The organism is Ramlibacter sp. bp-362 (genome assembly GCF_054956735.1).
Genome location: NZ_JBUDXE010000005.1, coordinates 17,449 through 34,178, shown reverse-complemented (window position 1 = coordinate 34,178; position 16,730 = coordinate 17,449). Strand labels below are relative to the sequence as shown.

Below are 16,730 nucleotides of genomic sequence, written 5' to 3'. Positions count from 1 at the left end.
GATCAGGCGAAGGAGGGGCGCGCGTCCGGCGCGACGGCGGCGCGGCACTGCGCCTGCAGGATCTGCGAGCGCAGCTCGAACTCGGGCAGGATGCGCAGGCGGGCGGCGGCCGCCGGCGCGCGCCAGCGCGGAGCATCGGCGCCGGGCGCGGATTCGATCGCCCGCCAGGCCCAGGCGAACAGGGCCAGGCCCACGGCGCGCAGGTAGTCGTCGGCGGCCTCGTAGGGCAGGGTCGGATGGTCCTGCGCGGCCGCCACGAGCTCGCGCGTGAGCGAGCGCAGCGCGGCGAAGCGGGCGAGCAGCGGCGCGTCGCGCTGCGCGTCGAGCCCGTCGGCGAGCGTGTCCAGCAGCGCGCCCAGCGCCGCGCCGCCGTCGGGCAGCACCTTGCGCACCAGCAGGTCGATCGCCTGGATCTCGTTGGTGCCCTCGTAGATCATGGTCACGCGGGCGTCGCGCACGATCTGCTCGACGCCCCATTCGCGCACGTAGCCGTGGCCGCCGAACACCTGCAGGCAGCGGCTCGCGCCGCCGAAGCCCTGCTCGGTCGAAATGGCCTTGAGCACGGGCGTGACGAGGCTGCACCACTGCTGGGCCGCCGCGCGGCGCTCCGCGTCGGGATCGTGGCGGGCGCGATCCAGCTCGATGCCGGTGCGATAGGCGAGCACGCGCAGCCCGTCGACCCAGGCGCGTTCGGTGTCCAGGATGCGCTGCATCGCCGGGTGGCGGATGATCGGGTCCGCGGCGCCTTCGCCGCGCAGGGCGCCGGGCGCGCGCATCTGCGTGCGCTCCTGCGCGTAGGCATGGGCCTTCTGCCAGGCGGCGTCGAGCAGGCCGATGCCCTGCAGCGCGACGTGCAGCCGCGCCGCGTTCATCATCACGAACATCGCGTTCAGGCCGCGGCCCGGCTCGCCGACGCGCCAGCCGGTCGCGCCGTCGAAGCGCAGGACGCAGGTGGGGCTGCCGTGCAGGCCCATCTTTTCCTCGATGCGTTCGCAGGCGATCGCGTTGCGCCTGCCGTCGGGGAGGAACTTCGGCGCGAGGAAGAGCGAAAGCCCCTTCGGTCCGGGCGGCGCGCCCGGTTCGCGGGCGAGCACCAGGTGGACGATGTTGTCGGTGAGGTCGTGCTCGCCGCCGGAGATGAAGATCTTGGTGCCGCCGATCGCGTGGCTGCCGTCGGCCTGCGGCACGGCCTGCGTGCGCGCGAGGCCCAGGTCGCTGCCGGCGTGCGGTTCGGTGAGGCACATGGTCGCGAGCCACTCACCGCTGGCGATCTTCGCGAGCCAGGCTTCCTTCAGCGCGTCGCTGCCGTGGTGCTTCAGGCACTCGTAGGCGCCGTGCAGCAGGCCCGGCGCCATGGTCCAGCCGTGGTTGGCGGCGCTGAGCATCTCGTACAGCACGCCTTCCAGGACCCAGGGCAGCCCCTGGCCGCCGTCCTCGGGCGCGCAGGCGAGCGCCGGCCAGCCGGCTTGCCAGAAGGCGCGGTAGGCGTCGGCGAAGCCCGGCGGCGTGATGACGCGGCCGTCGACGAAACGGCAGCCGACGCTGTCGCCCGTCGCCTGCAGCGGGGCGACGACCTCGCCGACGAAGCGGCCCGCTTCCTCCAGTACCTGCGCGAGCAGGGCGTCGTCCGCTTCGGCGAAGGCCGGCAGCGCGCGCAGCGTCTCGCCGGCCTGCAGCACCTCCTGCAGCAGGAACAGGTGGTCGGCGGCATCGGGACGGTAGTCGGCCATCAGGCGTGTTCCTCCGGCCGGCTCGCGCGGTTCGCGCCCAGGTAGGTCTCGATGACGCGCGGATCGCCGGCCAGCTGCTGCGCCGGCCCCTGCATGCTGATCTCGCCGGTCTCCAGCACGTAGCCGTAGTCGGCCACCTGCAGCGCCGCGCGGGCGTTCTGTTCCACCAGCAGGATGGAGACGCCCTGCGCGCGCAGCCGTTCGATGATCGCGAAGATCTCGCGCACGACCAGCGGCGCGAGGCCCAGGCTCGGCTCGTCCAGCATCAGCAGCTTGGGCTGCGCCATCAGCGCGCGGCCCACCGCGAGCATCTGGCGCTCGCCGCCCGAGAGCGTGCCGGCCAGCTGCGTGCGCCTTTCCTTCAGGCGCGGGAACAGCTCGTACACGCGCTCCAGGCCGGCGCGCCAGTTCGGGATGCGCAGCTTCATGGGCCGGAAGCCGCCGAGGACCAGGTTGTCCTCCACGGGCATGGTGCCGAACAGCTCGCGCTTTTCCGGCACGAGGGCCAGGCCCAGCATCACGCGCTCTTCCAGCGTGCTGCCGGCGAGGTCCTCGCCGTCGAAGAGGATGCGGCCGCGCGAGGGCAGCTGCCCCATCAGCGCGTTGAGCGTCGTCGACTTGCCGGCGCCGTTGGGGCCGATGACCGTGACGACCTGGCCGGCGGCGAGCTCGAAGTTCAGGCCCGTCAGCACCTCGGCGCGGCCGTAGCCGGCGTGCAGTTCCTGCACCTGCAGCAAGGCGGCCATCAGTGCTCCGTTCCCAGGTAGGCGGCGCGCACCTGCGGGCTGGCCTGCACTTCGGCGGGCGTGCCTTCCATCAGGCGGGTGCCGAACTCCATGACCACGATGCGGTCGGTGAGTCCCATGACGAATTCCATGTCGTGTTCCACCAGCAGCAGGCTCATGCCTTCGCGCTTCAGCTGGCGCAGCACCTCGGCCAGCGCCTGCTTCTCCTTGTGGCGCAGGCCGGCCGCCGGTTCGTCCAGCAGCAGCAGGGCGGGGTCGGTGCACAGCGCGCGGGCGATCTCCATCAGGCGCTGCGGGCCCAGCGCCAGGTTGCCGGCGAGCTCGTGCATGCGGTCGGCCATGCCGATGCGGGCGAGCTGGCGCTCGGCCTCGGCGAACAGGCGCCGTTCCTCGTCGCGGTCCAGCCGCAGCATGGCCCGGGTGGTGCCGGAGGACGTGCGCATGTAGCCGCCCAGGGCGACGTTCTCCAGCACGGTCATCTCGGGAATCATCTTCACGTGCTGGAAGGTGCGCGAGATGCCGCGCCGCGCGATCTCGCGCGAGGGCAGGCCGCCGATGGGTTCGCCGCGCCAGCGCACCTGGCCGGCGGTGAGCGAAAGCACGCCCGTGATCAGGTTGAAGGTGGTGGACTTGCCCGCGCCGTTGGGGCCGATCAGGCCCACCAGGTCGCCGGCGCCCAGCTCGAAGCTCACGTCGTTCACGGCGGTGAGGCCGCCGAACTGCTTGCGCACCGCCTGCACCTGCAGCAGCGGCTCGCCGCGAGCCGGCTTCTGCCGCACCGGCAGCGGCTCGGCGTCGGCCCAGTCGCGCGGCCGGTCGGCGCGCGGCAGCTTGCGCACGACGAAGGTCCAGAGGCCGTCGGGCGCGTACTTCAGCACGATGACCAGCACGATGCCGAAGACGATGGTCTCGAAGTTGCCGCTGGTGCCGATCAGGCGCGGCAGCAGGACCTGCAGCTGGTCTTCCACCAGCTTCACGACGGCGGCGCCCGCGAAGGCGCCCCACACCTGCGAGATGCCGCCGAGCACCGCCATGAACAGGTACTCGATGCCCTTGCCGATGGAGAAGGGCGAGGGATTCACCGTGCGCTGGAAGAAGGCGAACAGCCAGCCCGAGACGGACGCCAGCACGGCTGCGAGCACGAACACCACCAGCTTGTAGCGGAAGGTGGAGATGCCCATCGCCTCGGCCATCGTCGCGCCGCTGCGCAGCGAGCGGATCGCCCGGCCCGGCCGCGAGTCGAGCAGGTTGGCGCAGCCCCAGGCCGCGAGCAGGGCGATCACCCAGATCAGCACGTGCAGCCCGCGGCCGGTGCCCAGGTCCATGCCGAAGATCTTGAGCGTCGGCACGCCCAGCAGGCCGTCGTATTTGCCCAGGAACTCCATGTTGCCCAGCGAGTAGTAGACGGCCAGGCCCCAGGCGATGGTGGCGAGCGGCAGGTAGTGGCCCGACATGCGCAGCGTGATCGCGCCCAGCACCAGGGCGACCAGGATGGCGAGCACGATGCCGACCGGCAGCGCCAGCCAGGGCGAGGCGGCGAGCTTCACCGTCATGTAGGCGGCGGTGTAGGCGCCGATGCCGACGAAGGCGGCCTGGCCGAAGGAGATCAGGCCGGCCACGCCGGTCAGCAGCACGAGGCCCAGCACGACCAGCGAATAGAGGCCGATGTAGTTGCTCTGGGTGATCCAGAAGTCCGGCACGGGCAGCGCCGGCAGCACCAGCATCGCGAGCGCGAACAGCGGGAAGGCGAACTTGCGCAGGCGCGGCATCAGTGCTCCTCCGCGTGCGGGTCGGCCAGCGAGCGCCACAGCAGCACCGGCAGGATGGCGGAGAAGACGATCACTTCCTTGAAGGCGCTGGCCCAGAAGGAGCCGAAGCTTTCCAGCAGGCCGACGGCGAGCGCGCCCACCAGCGCCAGCGGGTAGCTGGAGAGGCCGGCGAACACGGCGGCGACGAAGCCCTTCAGGCCGATCAGGAAGCCGCTGTCGTAGAAGACCGTGGTGGTCGGTCCGATCAGCAGGCCGGACAGCGCGCCGATCAGCGCCGCCATGGTGAAGGCGAGGCGGCCAGCGCCGGTCGAGGAGATGCCCATGAGGCGGGCGCCGGCCTGGTTCACGGCCGTGGCCCGCAGCGCCTTGCCGGTGAGCGTGCGCTCGAAGAACAGCCACAGCAGCACGATGAGCGCCACCGTCGCCAGGAAGATGATGACCGCCTGGCCCGAGAGCGCGACGGCGCCGGCGGAGAAGCGCGCATCCCAGAAGCTCGGGTTGCGGAAGCCCTCGGCGCCGAAGAAGAACAGGCCCAGGCCCACCAGCGCGAAGTGCACGCCGACCGAGACGATCAGCAGCACCAGCACCGAGGCCTCGGCGAGCGACTGGTACGCGAGGCGGTAGATCAGGAAGCCGAAGGGCGTGACGAGCGCCAGCGTGAGCAGCGCCTGCAACGGCAGCGGCAGGCCGCGTGGCGCGGCCCAGATGGCGACCGCGGAGGCGATCAGGGGCCACGCGAGGGTGCGCAGCACCTGCTTCGCGATGCGCCGGGCCGGCAGGCGCTGGCGCCAGCCGGTGACGAGGTCGGCCAGCGCGGCGGCGACGGCCAGCGCCAGCAGGAACCACACGGTGCCCGGCACCTTGCCGGTCTGGAACAGGGCCAGCGTCAGCGCGCCGAAGGCGACGAACTCGCCCTGCGGGATGAAGATCACGCGCGTGACGGCGAAGACGAGCACGGTCGCCAGCGCGAGCAGCGCATAGACGGCCCCGTTGGTGAGGCCGTCCAGCGCGAGGATGCCGGCGATGGAGAGGTCCATGGGAGGGATCGAATCGTTGTACTTGTCGTCATCCCCGCGAAGGCGGGGACCCAGGGCTTGCGGAAAAGGACGCGCGCCGCGCGTCCTCCCTGGGTCCCCGCCTCCGCGGGGATGACGGGGTGCGGGTTCCCGCCTTCGCGGGAACGACGCGAGGCGCTTACTTCTCGACGACGAACTTGCCGCCGCTGACCTTCAGCATCACGCCCGTTTCGTTCGTGTATCCCCAGTGGTCGTCCTTGGTCCAGTTCATCACGCCGTGGGCGAAGACGGTGCGGCCCATGGTTTCCATGGCGTCGCGCAGGGCGGCGCGGAACTCGGGCGTGCCGGGCTTGGCCTTCTTGAGGGCGACGGGGACGATCTTCTCCAGCACGATGGCCAGGTCGTAGGAGTGGCCGGCGAACTGGTTGCGCGAGCCGGGGCCGTAGGCCTTCTCGAACTTCGTCACGAAGTCGGTCGCGACCTTCTTGGACGGGTGGCTGTCGGGCAGCTGCTCGGCGACGACGGCCGGGCCGGAAACCACGTAGGTGCCTTCGACCTTGCTGCCGCCGATGCGCACCAGGTCGGGCGTGGCCGCGGCGTGCGTCTGGTAGATCTTGCCCTTGTAGCCGCGGTCGACGATGGCCATCTCCGGCATCGCGGCGCCGGAGCCGGAGGCCACGACGACCATCGCGTCCGGGTTGGCGGACACGAGCTTCAGTGCCTGCGGGGTGACGCTGGTGTCGGTACGGGCGAAGCGCTCCACGGCGACGATCTTCATGCCGTTCTTCTCGGCCAGGGGCGTCAGCGCCTTGAGCCACAGCTCGCCGTAGGCGTCGGTGTAGCCCAGGAAGCCGATGGTCTTCACGCCGTGGGCCTTCATGTGCTCCACGACCGCGTGCGCCATCACGTCGTTGCCCTGCGGCAGGCGGAACAGCCAGTGGTCCGCGCCGGGCGGCGTGCCCACCGGTGAGCCGGCGATCTGCAGCACCTTGGCCTCGGCCGTCACGGGCGCCATGGCGGCGGCCACGGGCGTCAGGCCCGAGCCGTAGATCAGGTCGACCTTGTCCTCGGTGATCAGGCGGCGGGTGTTGCTCACGCCCTTGCCCGGGTCGGAGGCGTCGTCGAGGACGATCAGGTTGACCTTCTCGCCGGCGATCTCCTTGGGGAACAGCTGCAGCTGCTTCTGCATCGGGATGCCCAGGCCGGAGCCCGGGCCGGTGAGCGGCAGGACCGCGCCGATGGTGATGTCGGCGAGGGCGGCGCCGGCGGCGGACAGCGCCACGGCGGCGGCGATCAGGGTGCGTGCGAGTTTCATGCTTGCGGTCTCCGGGGTCGTTGTGGTGAAAGGGTTCAGCGCGGCGCCATGCGCAGGGCGCCGTCGAGGCGGATCACCTCGCCATTGAGGTGGGTGTTCGTGACGATATGGCAGGCGAGCTCCGCGAACTCTCCGGGTTTGCCCAGGCGCTGCGGGAAGGGGATGGAGGCGGCCAGCGATTGCTGCACCGGCTCGGGCAGCTGCTGCATCAGCGGCGTGGCGAACAGGCCCGGGGCGATGGTGCAGGTGCGGATGCCGTGCTGGGCGAGGTCGCGCGCCATCGGCAGCGTCATGCCGACCAGCCCGCCCTTGGACGCGCTGTAGGCCTGCTGGCCCACCTGGCCGTCGAAGGCGGCGACCGAGGCGGTGAACAGGATCACGCCGCGCTCGTTGTCCTCCAGCGGCGCCAGCTTGGCGCAGGCGGCGGCGAACAGGCGGCTCATGTTGTAGGCGCCGATGAGGTTGACGTTCACCACGCGGGCGAAGTCCTCCAGCGGCGCCGGGCTGCCGTCCTTCTGCACCACGCGCTTGGCGGTGCCGATGCCGGCGATGTTCATCAGGATGCGCGCGGGACCGTTCTTCGCCGCGGCTTGCTCGATGGCGGCGGCGGCGCTGTCGGGGCTGGTGATGTCGCACTGGAAGGCCACGCCGCCGATGTCCGACGCGACCTTCTGCGCCTGCGCCAGGTTGACGTCGAGCACGGCGACCTTGGCGCCCAGGCGCGCGAGCTCGCGCGCCGTCGCCTCGCCGAGGCCGGAAGCGCCGCCGGTCACCAGCGCGGCCTGTCCCTGGATCTTCATGCCTTCTCCTTCGGCTTGAGCGTGAAGGGCAGGCGATCCTCGTGGAAGGCCTGCACCATGGCGTCGCGCTCCTTGAGCACGGCGCGCTGGTTGATCGAACCCTTGTCGGTGACCTCGCCCTTGTCGATGTCGGGCGGCTCGTGCATCAGGTGCAGGCGCGCGACGCGGTTGGCGCTCCCGGTGGCCTGTGCCGCCAGCTGGTCGACGACGCGCTGGAAGTGCTGCTGCACCGGCGCGCTTTCCAGCACGTCCTTCAGCGAGGCGCTCTCGGGCAGGTCGGCCAGCTGGCGGATCTTGGGCGTGGGCAGCAGCAGGGCGCCGACCTCGTTGCGGTTCAGGCCGGTGATGACGGCGTCCTGCACGTAGGGCGCGCCGGCGGCGATGATCTTCGCGCGCAGCGGGCCGACGCTCACGAAGGTGCCGGTCGCGAGCTTGAAGTCCTCGGCGATGCGGCCGTCGAACTTGAGGCCCTTGTTCGGGTCCTTCTCGTCGATCCACAGCACGGCGTCGCCGGTGCGGAAGAAGCCTTCCTCGTCGAAGCACTCGGCCGTGGCTTCCGGGTTGCGCCAGTAGCCGGGCGTGACGTTGGGGCCCTTGTAGCGGACCTCGGTCTTGCCGTCGACGGGCACGAGCTTGAGCTCCATGCCGGCCGTGGGCAGGCCCAGGTAGCCGGACTTCACTTCCGGGCTGGTGACGAACACCGCGAAGGGCGAGGACTCGGTCATGCCCAGGCCCGTGCCCATGACGATGCGCTCGCCGATCTCGGCCTCCTGCACCTCGTGCAGCAGGTCCCACACGGGCTGGGCCAGCGCCGCGCCGGAGTAGAAGAACATGCGCACCCGCGACAGCAGGTTCCTGCGCAGCACCGCATCGGACTTCATCGCGTGGGCGATGGCCTCGAAGCCGGTCGGCACGTTGAAGTAGATGGTGGGGGCGACCTCGCGCAGGTTGCGCAGCGTCTCGCCCATCAGCGCCGGCGTCGGCTTGCCGTCGTCGATGTACAGCGTGCCGCCGTTGTAGATCGTCAGGCCGACGTTGTGGTTGCCGCCGAAGGTGTGGTTCCAGGGCAGCCAGTCCACCAGCACCGGCGGCTCCTCGGCCAGCACCGGCATGGACTGCCGCATCTGCTGCTGGTTGGCGCACCACATGGCGTGCGTGTTGATCACCGCCTTGGGCAGCTTGGTCGAGCCGGAGGTGAAGAGGAACTTGGTGATCGTCTCCGGGCCCACGGCGGCCATCGCCTTCTCGACGGCAGCGGTGGGCCGGGTCGCGCGCATCTCCGACCAGCGGGTCGTCTTGCGGCCTTCGATCTCGCCCTCGGCCAGCACGACTTCCACGTCCGCCGGCACGCTCACCTGGATCGCCTTGCCGTAGCGTGCCGCGTCGGTGGTGAACACCAGGCCTGGCGTGAGCGTCTTCAGCACGTGGCGCAGCTTGTCGTAGTCCTGGCTGATGGTGGAGTAGGCGGCGGACACGGGCGAGTAGGGGACGCCCACGTAGAGGCAGCCCAGCGCCAGCTCGGCGTGCTCGAGGCTGTTCTCGCACAGGATGGCCACGGGCCGCTCGGGGCCGAGGCCGCGATCGAGCAGCGCCTGGCCGACGCGGCGCGCCGTCTCCAGGGCCTCGCGGTAGGTGATCTTCTTCCAGTCGCCGGTGCTGCCGTCGGCGTTGCGCTCGCGGCGGGCCATGAAGATCCGGTCGGGAACGGTCTCGGCCCAGTGCACCAGCCGGTCCGTCATGCGGCGCGCGTGCTCCTGCAGGTCCTGGTCGGAGCGCAGGTACACGGTGCCGCCCGTGCCCTGGCGCACGATGCCGCGGGTGATGCCGAAGCGAAGCGGGCGGTAGCGCGGCGAGGCTGCGGTGCTCACGGGGCTCACTCCTTGCCCACCTTGGCGGCGCGGCCTTCGAGGAAATCGCGCACGCGCTGCTTGGCCTCGGGCGCGCTCTGCGCGATGGCCGCCATCAGCGCCTCGGTCAGGAAGCCCTGGTCGGCCGGCTGTTCGGCGATGCGCGGCAGCGCGTGCATCAGCGCGTAGTTGGTCAGTGGCGCGTTCTGCGCCACCCGCTTCGCCAGCTCCAGCGCCTTGGTGAAGGCCTGGCCGGCCGGCACGAGGTACTGCGCGAAGCCGGCGCGCTCGCCTTCCTCGGCCTGGTAGACGCGGCCGGTGAGCATCATGTCGGCCATGCGCGCGGCGCCGATCAGGCGCGGGATGCGCACGGCGCCGCCGCCGCCCACGAAGATGCCGCGCGCGCCCTCGGGCAGCGCGTAGAAGGTGGTGGCGTCGGCCACGCGGATGTGGCAGGCCGCGGCGAGCTCCAGGCCGCCGCCGACGACGGCGCCGTGCAGCGCCGCGACGACGGGCACCGGGCCGTACTGCACTTCCTCCAGCGCGCCGTGCCACATGCGCGAGTGGTGCAGGCCGGCGCCGGCGTCGCGCTCCTTCAGTTCGGAGAGGTCGAGGCCGGCGCAGAAGTGCTCGCCCGCGCCGTCGAGGACGGCCGCGCGCACGGTGGAGGGCAGGTTCTGGAAGGTGTCGCGGACGGCGAGCACCAGGCCGTCGGAGACGGCGTTGCGCTTGGCGGGGCGATTGAGTCGGACGATGGCGACGTCACCATCGATCTCGAGCTGGATGTCTTTGCTGGAGGTCATGAAGCGTTTGCGGAGTCCGGGGATTATTTGTTATAAACAATAACGAACTCAAGCACACCACCCTAGGGCTTACCCTAGGTCCCTCCCCGCCACCGCACACGCCCATGGACCACGCCAACCTCATCGCCATCGACGTGCACACGCACGCGGAAGTCAGCTGCTGGAACCCCTTCGACAACTACGGCGAGGAGTACGACCGCGCGGCCGACAAGTACTTCCGCAGCAGCCGCCGCCCGACGATCGCCGAGACCATCGCCTACTACCGCGAACGCAGGATCGGCCTCGTGATGTTCACCGTCGACAGCGAGTCCAAGCTGGGCCGCCGCCGCATCCCGAACGAGGAGATCGCGCAGGCCGCGCGCGAGAACAGCGACATGATGATGGCCTTCGCCAGCATCGACCCGCACAAGGGCAAGATGGGCGCGCGCGAGGCCGAGCGCCTGATCAGGGAAGAAGGGGTCAAGGGCTTCAAGTTCCACCCGACGGTGCAGGGCTACCACCCGTACGACCGCATGGCGTGGCCGATCTACGAGGTGATCAATGCGCACAAGATGCCGGCGATCTTCCACACCGGCCACAGCGGCATCGGTTCCGGCATGCGCTGCGGCGGCGGCCTGCGGCTGGAGTACAGCAACCCGATGCACCTGGACGACGTCGCCATCGACTTCCCCGACATGCAGATCGTGATGGCGCATCCCAGCTTTCCCTGGCAGGACGAGGCGCTCTCGGTGGCGACGCACAAGCCGAACGTGTGGATCGACCTCTCGGGCTGGAGCCCGAAGTACTTCCCGAAGCAGCTGGTGCGGTACGCCAACACGCTGCTGAAGGACCGCATCCTGTTCGGCAGCGACTACCCGCTGATCACGCCCGAGCGCTGGATGAAGGACTTCGAGGAAGCCGGCTTCAAGCCCGAGGTGATGCCCGGCATCCTCAAGGGCAATGCCGTGCGGCTGCTGGGGCTGGCGTGAGCGCGCCCTCGTTCTTCCGCGGCCTCGCCGACATCGAGGCGCTGGAGCGCACGCCCTACGAGCAGGCGACCCCGGCCCGCACCACGTACGGGCTGATCGCGCGGGCGGCGGAGCGTTTTGCGCAACGCACGGCGTTCACGTACCTGCCCGACGGCGAGCTCGCGACGGCGCCCGAGCGCATCACGTATGCGCAGCTGCTCGCGAACATCCACCGCGCGGCCAACCTGTTCCGCCGCCAGGGCGTCGGGCCGGATGACGCGGTGGCGATCCTCGCGCCCAACATCCCGTCCACGCAGTACGCGCTGTGGGGCGCCCAGCTCGCGGGCCGCGCCTGCCCGATCAACTTCATGCTGCAGCCCGAGCACGTCGGCGCGCTGCTGGAAGCGAGCGGCGCCAAGGTCGTCGTCGCGCTGGGGCCCAACCCGGAGCTGGACGTCTGGTCGGCCGTGCAGAAGGTGCCGGGGCTCGCCGGCCGCACGGTGCTGCGCATCGGCGACGGTTTCGAGGAGGCGCTCGCGCAGGAGCCCGACACGCTGCAGTTCGATCCGCAGCTGGCGCCGGAGCGCATCGCGGCGCTGTTCCACACCGGCGGCACGACCGGCGCGCCCAAGCTGGTGCAGCACACGCACGGCAACGAGGCGCACACGAGCTGGTTCGCGCACCGCTTCTACGGCTTCGACGAGCACACGGTGGAGATCAACGGCTTTCCGCTGTTCCACGTCGCCGGCGCCTTCGTTTACGGCCTTGCGCTGCTGGCGATCGGCGCGATGCAGGTCCTTCCCACCGTCACCGGCATGCGCAACGCCGCGTTCCTGCGCCACTACTGGAAGTTCTGCGAGCGCGAGGGCGTGACGGCGCTCGCCTGCGTCCCCACCATCCTTGCGAACCTGTGCAACCTGCCCGTGGACGCGGACATCTCGCGCGTGCAGGTGGCCTACACCGGCGGCTCGCCGCTGCCGACCGAGCTGGCCGTGCGCTTCGAGAAGACGCTGGGCATCGCGGTGCGCAACATCCTGGGCATGACCGAGTGCGCGGGGCTGGTCTCCATCGAGCCTTTCCACGCCCCGCGCGTGCCGGGTTCGGCCGGGCTGCGGCTGCCGTACACGGAGGTGAAGATCGCGCCCTGGCAGGGCGAGGTGCAGCTCGATGGCGAATGCGCGACCGGCGACACCGGCGTGCTCGTGCTGCGCGGGCCGCACATGAGCCCGGGCTACACCGATGCGGCGCGCAACGCCGGCATGTTCGAGCAGGGCTGGCTGGTCTCGGGCGACCTGGGCCATGCCGACGCTCAGGGCTACCTGCACGTCACCGGCCGCGCCAAGGACGTGATCATCCGTGGCTCGCACAACATCGACCCGGGCCTGGTGGAGGATGCCTTCCTCGCGCATCCGGCCGTGGCGATGTGCGCCGTCGTCGCCGAGCCGGACCCGCATTCCGGCGAGGTGCCGGCGGCCTTCGTCACGCTGAAGCCGGGCGTGCAGGCGGGCGGCGAGGCCGTGCTCGCCGAGGTCGCGCCCAAGGTGTACGAGCGTCCCGCCGTCCCCAAGCGCGTGGTCGTGCTGGACGCGCTGCCGACCACGGCGGTCGGCAAGGTCTACAAGCCGGCGCTGCGGCTGCGCGCGACCGAGCTGAAGCTGCAGGAAGTGCTGGTCGCGGCGGCCCCGGGGGTGGCGCTGGAGGTCAGCGCGAGCGAGAAGGGCGCGGCGTGCGTGGCCGAGGTGAAGGTCGAAGCGGCGCGTGATGCGGCGCTCGAGCAGCGACTGCGCAATGCGCTCGGGGCGATCGCCACCGAAACGACGTTCCGGTTCAGCGCCTGAACCGTCGTCATCCCCGCGCAGGCGGGGACCCAGGGCTTTGAAAACTGCGCGCGCAGCGCGCAGCCGGATGCGGGAGCCCTGGGTCCTCGCCTTCGCGAGGATGACGAGAGAAAGCGCGTTACCAGCCCCCTGTCGTCAGCCACGCATCCACGTCCCCCAGCCGGTCCGCCCCCCAGAACGGCTCCCCGTCCACCACGACCGTGGGCGAGCCGAAGATGCCCGCCTCGATGGATGCGCCGACCGCATTGCGCAGCAGCGTCGCCGCTTCGTCGCTCGCCGCGCCCGCGACCACCTCGGCTGCCGACAGCCCGGAGGGCAGGGCGATCGCGCCCACCGCTTCCGGCGTGGACAGGTCGCGCCCCTCGGCCCAGAAGGCGTGGTACAGCGCGTGTGCCATTGCCGGCGCAAGTTCCGGGTAGTGCTTGCGCACCCAGTAGAAGGCGCGCGCCGGCGGCAGGGGATTGCCGACCGAGGCGTTCAGGTCGCGCCCCAGCGGGATACCGTGCCGCCGCGCATGGCGCAGCACGTCGCGCCGGATGTAGTCGCCCTTCAGCGGCGTGTCGAGCAGGGGCTTCAGGCCCATCACCTTGAGCACGGCCACGCCCAGCAGCATGGGCCGCCAGTCGACGGTGCGGCCATGGCGCGCCGCCAGCTCCTCGATGCGCAGGCTGGCGAAGTAGCCGTAGGGCGAGATGAAGTCGAAATGGAACGCGAGCGGGGCTGCCATGGCCCCGAGCTTAGCCCGGTGCTCGTCCATGCGCATGGGGACTACGCGGCGAAGCGCTGCGCGCCGACCACCCCCGCTGCAACTCGCGGCGCGCGGCGCGGTCCAACCGCCATGGAACAGCTGAAAGCCGGCGGAGGGAGGGGTCCTTCCTGATGGCGGAGTACCTCATCGGCGTGGACGGCGGTGGCAGCGGCACCCGTGCGCTGGTCCACCGCGTCCGCGGCGACGTGGTGGCCGCCGGCGAAGCCGGGCCGTCGGCGCTGCAGCAAGGCGTGCCGCAGGCCTGGCAGAACGTGCTGCTGGCGATCCGCCGCGCGTTCGAGGCCGGCGGTGTCGCGCCGCCGCCGTGGCAGCGCTGCGTGCTCGCAGCGGGACTGTCCGGCGTGAGCCATGCGCCCTGGCGCGAAGCCTTCCTGTCGCGCAACCCGGGCTTCGCCCGGCTGGAGGCGGAAACCGATTCCTACACGATGCTGCTCGGCGCGCACGGGGGCCAGCCGGGCGCGATCCTCATCGCCGGCACCGGCAGCGTCGCCGAAGCCCTCCGCGCGGACGGGAGCCGCGCTACAGTGGGCGGATGGGGGTTCCGCGTGGACGATGAAGGCAGCGGCGGCTGGCTCGGGCTGCAGGCCGTGCGCCACGGTTTGGCCGCCTTCGACGGGCGCGCCAACCCGGGCCCGCTCGCGCGCCGGGTGTGGATGCATTGCGGCGACGAGCGCGCCACGCTGCAGGAATGGTGCGGCCGCGCCGGCCAGTTCGAATTCGCCCAGCTCGCGCGCGCCGTGTTCGATTGCGAAGGCAGCGACCCCGTGGCCGCCGGCCTGCTCGCGCAGGCCACCGCGGCGCTGGAGGAACTGGCGCTGGCCATCGACCCGCGGGGGCGCCTGCCGCTGGCCGTGCACGGCAGCATCGGCGAGCGCCTCGTGCCGCGCATGCGGCCTTTCGTCCGCAGCCGCATCGTCGCGGCGCAGGCCGGCGCCGCCGAAGGCGCGCTGATGCTGGCGCGCCGGGCGCTGCAGGAAGAGCCGGAAGCCGCCCTGTGACGCGCAGCCTGAAAGGACGCATCCTCACCCCCGCGGGCCTGGTCGAAGGCACGCTGGCCTTCGCCGCCGACGGCCGCATCGCCGCCATCGAGGGCACGCCCGTCGACGCCGAACGCGCCCGCGAAGCCGGCGCCCCGCTGCTGCTGCCCGGCTTCATCGACCTGCACGTGCACGGCGCGGCCGGCCGCGACATCATGGAAGGCGGCGACGCCGCGCTGCAGGTGGCGCGCAAGCACGCGGAACACGGTACGACGGCGCTGCTGGCCACCACGATGACGGCGCCGATGGACGACCTGCGCGCCTCGCTCGCGCCGATCGGCGAGCTGTGCCGCGCCGGCGCGCCGGGCGCCGCCCGCGTGCTGGGCATGCACCTCGAGGGCCCCTACATCAACGCCGGCAAGCTGGGCGCCCAGCCCGACTTCGCCCGTCCCGTCTCGCTGGCCGAGCTGCGCGAACTGCACGCGCTCGCGCCGATCCGGCTGCTGACGCTGGCGCCCGAAGTCCCCGGCAACCTCGATGCGATCCCGCAGCTGGTGGCCGCCGGTTTCCGCGTGCAGGTCGGCCACACGCTGGGCACCTACGAGGACGGCGTGCAGGCGCTGGAGCGCGGCGCCCGCGGCTTCACCCACCTGTTCAACGCCATGACGCCGCTGCACCACCGCATGCCGGGCATGGTGGGCGCCGCGCTGGCGCACGCGCGCTTCGCCGAGATCATCCCCGACCTGCTGCACGTGCACCCGGGCGCGATCCGCGCCGCGCTGCGCAGCATTCCCGGCCTGTACTGCGTCACCGATTCGACGGCCGCCACCGGCATGCCCGACGGCGAATACAGGCTGGGGCGGCAGGCCGTCACCAAGTGCCTGGGCGGCGTGCGGCTGGCCGACGGCACGCTGGCCGGCTCGACGCTCACCATGGACCGCGCGCTGCGCAACCTGGTGGACGTCGTCGGCCTGCCGCTGGAAGACGCCGCGCGCCGCGTCGCCACCCATGCGGCCGATTTCCTGGAACTGGCGGACCGCGGGCGGCTGGCGGTGGGCGCCTGGGCCGACGTGGTGGTGCTCGACCGCGACCTGCAGGTGCAGGAGGTCCTGATCGAAGGAGGAGGCATCGATGTCGCGCATGCTCGATGAGGCCCGCGAGGCGCCGGAGGCCGTCGCCCGCCAGCTGGCGCAGGACGGCGAGCGCTGGCGCGCCTTCGGCGAACGCCTGCGGCAGGACCCGCCCGCCTCGCTGCTCACGCTGGCGCGCGGCAGTTCCGACCATGCGGCCCACTACGCAGCGTACCTGGTGATGGCGCGCCTGGGCCGGCTGGTGACCTCGATGCCGATGTCGCTGCTGACGCTGTACCAGTCGGAGATCCGCTGCGACGGCCTCGCGTCCTTCGCCTTCTCGCAATCCGGCCAGAGCCCCGACCTGGTGACGCCGACGCAGTACTTCCGGCAATGCCGCGCGCTCACCTGCGCCTTCGTGAACGACCCCGACTCGCCGCTCGCGCGCGCGGCGGAGTGGCTCTTCCCCCTGCACGCCGGAGCGGAGCGCAGCGTGGCGGCCACCAAGAGCTTCATCGCGCAGCTGGTCGCGGGCGCGCGGCTGGTGGCGTCCTGGCAGGATGATGCCGCACTCGCGGCCGCGCTGGAAGACCTGCCGGACGCACTGCAGCGTGCAGTCCACACCGACTGGTCGCCGGCGGTGGAGGTGCTGCGCGACGCCGACCGGCTGTTCGTCGTCGGCCGCGGCCTCGGGCTGCCGGCGGCGATGGAGGCCGCGCTGAAGTTCAAGGAGACCTGCGGCATCCAGGCCGAGGCCTTCTCGGGCGCCGAGATCCAGCACGGCCCGATGGCGCTGATCGACGAGGGCTATCCGCTGCTGGTGTTCGCGCCGCGCGGGCCGGCGCAGGCCGGGCTGCTGCAGCTCGCCGAGGCGATGCGCACCCGCGGTGCACGCGTGCTGCTGGCGGCGCCGGCGGGCACGCCGCAGGCCAACCTGGCATTGGTGGAATCCCGCGTCGCGGAACTCGACACGGTCTGCGCGATCCAGAGTTTCTACCCGATGGTGGAAGCGCTGGCGCGCGCGCGCGGCAACGACCCGGACAGCCCGCCGCACCTGAAGAAGGTGACGCGAACGAGCTGAGTGCGGCGACCCTGGTCGACAC

The 16,730-nt window shown here is 71.5% G+C and carries 14 protein-coding genes; 5 read left to right on the top strand and 9 right to left on the bottom strand.

Annotated elements, in window-relative coordinates:
* Positions 1 to 2: 2 nt before the first annotated feature.
* From ACY0MJ_RS07990 to ACY0MJ_RS07955, 8 genes are all read right to left on the bottom strand, one after another.
* Positions 3 to 1,730, bottom strand: a complete 1,728-nt coding sequence (locus ACY0MJ_RS07990; RefSeq protein ID WP_462637832.1) for an acyl-CoA dehydrogenase family protein — start codon at positions 1,728 to 1,730, stop codon at positions 3 to 5.
* On the bottom strand, positions 1,730 to 2,476 hold the full coding sequence (locus tag ACY0MJ_RS07985; RefSeq protein WP_462637831.1) for an ABC transporter ATP-binding protein: 747 nt from the start codon (positions 2,474 to 2,476) through the stop codon (positions 1,730 to 1,732). The genes ACY0MJ_RS07990 and ACY0MJ_RS07985 overlap by 1 nt, the downstream gene beginning before the upstream one ends.
* Positions 2,476 to 4,245: a branched-chain amino acid ABC transporter ATP-binding protein/permease gene (locus ACY0MJ_RS07980; protein ID WP_462637830.1), complete on the bottom strand. Its 1,770-nt coding sequence runs from the start codon at positions 4,243 to 4,245 to the stop codon at positions 2,476 to 2,478. Before ACY0MJ_RS07980 ends, ACY0MJ_RS07985 begins: the two co-directional genes overlap by 1 nt.
* Positions 4,245 to 5,282 carry a branched-chain amino acid ABC transporter permease gene (locus ACY0MJ_RS07975; RefSeq protein WP_462637829.1) on the bottom strand — a complete coding sequence of 346 codons (1,038 nt, stop codon included), beginning with the start codon at positions 5,280 to 5,282 and terminating at the stop codon, positions 4,245 to 4,247. Before ACY0MJ_RS07975 ends, ACY0MJ_RS07980 begins: the two co-directional genes overlap by 1 nt.
* Positions 5,283 to 5,439: 157 nt before the next feature.
* A complete protein-coding gene (locus ACY0MJ_RS07970) occupies positions 5,440 to 6,576 on the bottom strand; it encodes an ABC transporter substrate-binding protein (protein WP_462637828.1) in 1,137 nt (378 codons plus the stop codon).
* Positions 6,577 to 6,611: 35 nt separating this feature from the next.
* Entirely contained in the window at positions 6,612 to 7,376 is a 765-nt protein-coding gene (locus ACY0MJ_RS07965) for an SDR family NAD(P)-dependent oxidoreductase (protein ID WP_462637827.1), read from the bottom strand.
* Positions 7,373 to 9,253, bottom strand: coding sequence for a feruloyl-CoA synthase (locus ACY0MJ_RS07960; protein ID WP_462637826.1), 1,881 nt, complete (start codon positions 9,251 to 9,253; stop codon positions 7,373 to 7,375). Before ACY0MJ_RS07960 ends, ACY0MJ_RS07965 begins: the two co-directional genes overlap by 4 nt.
* The gene (locus ACY0MJ_RS07955) at positions 9,250 to 10,026 is read right to left on the bottom strand and encodes a crotonase/enoyl-CoA hydratase family protein (RefSeq protein ID WP_462637825.1); all 777 of its coding nucleotides are present in this window, start codon (positions 10,024 to 10,026) and stop codon (positions 9,250 to 9,252) included. The genes ACY0MJ_RS07960 and ACY0MJ_RS07955 overlap by 4 nt, the downstream gene beginning before the upstream one ends.
* Positions 10,027 to 10,130: 104 nt before the next feature.
* Between ACY0MJ_RS07955 and ACY0MJ_RS07950 the strand changes: the two genes are divergently transcribed.
* Both ACY0MJ_RS07950 and ACY0MJ_RS07945 read left to right on the top strand, forming a co-directional pair.
* Entirely contained in the window at positions 10,131 to 10,994 is an 864-nt protein-coding gene (locus tag ACY0MJ_RS07950; protein WP_462637824.1) for an amidohydrolase family protein, read from the top strand.
* Positions 10,991 to 12,811, top strand: a complete 1,821-nt coding sequence (locus ACY0MJ_RS07945) for an AMP-binding protein (RefSeq protein ID WP_462637822.1) — start codon at positions 10,991 to 10,993, stop codon at positions 12,809 to 12,811. The genes ACY0MJ_RS07950 and ACY0MJ_RS07945 overlap by 4 nt, the downstream gene beginning before the upstream one ends.
* A gap of 118 nt (positions 12,812 to 12,929) precedes the next feature.
* Here ACY0MJ_RS07945 and ACY0MJ_RS07940 read toward each other — a convergent pair whose 3' ends face one another.
* Positions 12,930 to 13,538 (bottom strand): DsbA family protein, encoded by a 609-nt coding sequence (locus tag ACY0MJ_RS07940; protein WP_462637821.1) that lies wholly within the window; start codon positions 13,536 to 13,538, stop codon positions 12,930 to 12,932.
* Between the two features lie 152 nt (positions 13,539 to 13,690).
* On the opposite strand from ACY0MJ_RS07940, the gene ACY0MJ_RS07935 reads away from it, so the two are divergent.
* The 3 genes from ACY0MJ_RS07935 to ACY0MJ_RS07925 are packed head-to-tail and all read left to right on the top strand — an operon-like array spanning position 13,691 to position 16,708.
* On the top strand, positions 13,691 to 14,578 hold the full coding sequence (locus ACY0MJ_RS07935; RefSeq protein WP_462637820.1) for a glucosamine kinase nucleotide-binding domain-containing protein: 888 nt from the start codon (positions 13,691 to 13,693) through the stop codon (positions 14,576 to 14,578).
* Positions 14,575 to 15,708 (top strand): N-acetylglucosamine-6-phosphate deacetylase, encoded by a 1,134-nt coding sequence (gene nagA, locus ACY0MJ_RS07930; protein WP_462637819.1) that lies wholly within the window; start codon positions 14,575 to 14,577, stop codon positions 15,706 to 15,708. Before ACY0MJ_RS07935 ends, nagA begins: the two co-directional genes overlap by 4 nt.
* On the top strand, positions 15,698 to 16,708 hold the full coding sequence (locus tag ACY0MJ_RS07925) for an SIS domain-containing protein (RefSeq protein WP_462638179.1): 1,011 nt from the start codon (positions 15,698 to 15,700) through the stop codon (positions 16,706 to 16,708). Before nagA ends, ACY0MJ_RS07925 begins: the two co-directional genes overlap by 11 nt.
* Positions 16,709 to 16,730 lie beyond the last annotated feature (22 nt).

Bases quoted from the DNA above. Each gene is read 5' to 3' on its own strand.
- ACY0MJ_RS07990 (WP_462637832.1), bottom strand. From the start codon at position 1,730: ATGGCCGACTACCGTCCCGATGCCGCCGACCACCTGTTCCTGCTGCAG.
- ACY0MJ_RS07985 (WP_462637831.1), bottom strand. From the start codon at position 2,476: ATGGCCGCCTTGCTGCAGGTGCAGGAACTGCACGCCGGCTACGGCCGC.
- ACY0MJ_RS07980 (WP_462637830.1), bottom strand. From the start codon at position 4,245: ATGCCGCGCCTGCGCAAGTTCGCCTTCCCGCTGTTCGCGCTCGCGATG.
- ACY0MJ_RS07975 (WP_462637829.1), bottom strand. From the start codon at position 5,282: ATGGACCTCTCCATCGCCGGCATCCTCGCGCTGGACGGCCTCACCAAC.
- ACY0MJ_RS07970 (WP_462637828.1), bottom strand. From the start codon at position 6,576: ATGAAACTCGCACGCACCCTGATCGCCGCCGCCGTGGCGCTGTCCGCC.
- ACY0MJ_RS07965 (WP_462637827.1), bottom strand. From the start codon at position 7,376: ATGAAGATCCAGGGACAGGCCGCGCTGGTGACCGGCGGCGCTTCCGGC.
- ACY0MJ_RS07955 (WP_462637825.1), bottom strand. From the start codon at position 10,026: ATGACCTCCAGCAAAGACATCCAGCTCGAGATCGATGGTGACGTCGCC.
- ACY0MJ_RS07950 (WP_462637824.1), top strand. From the start codon at position 10,131: ATGGACCACGCCAACCTCATCGCCATCGACGTGCACACGCACGCGGAA.
- ACY0MJ_RS07940 (WP_462637821.1), bottom strand. From the start codon at position 13,538: ATGGCAGCCCCGCTCGCGTTCCATTTCGACTTCATCTCGCCCTACGGC.
- ACY0MJ_RS07935 (WP_462637820.1), top strand. From the start codon at position 13,691: ATGGCGGAGTACCTCATCGGCGTGGACGGCGGTGGCAGCGGCACCCGT.
- ACY0MJ_RS07925 (WP_462638179.1), top strand. From the start codon at position 15,698: ATGCTCGATGAGGCCCGCGAGGCGCCGGAGGCCGTCGCCCGCCAGCTG.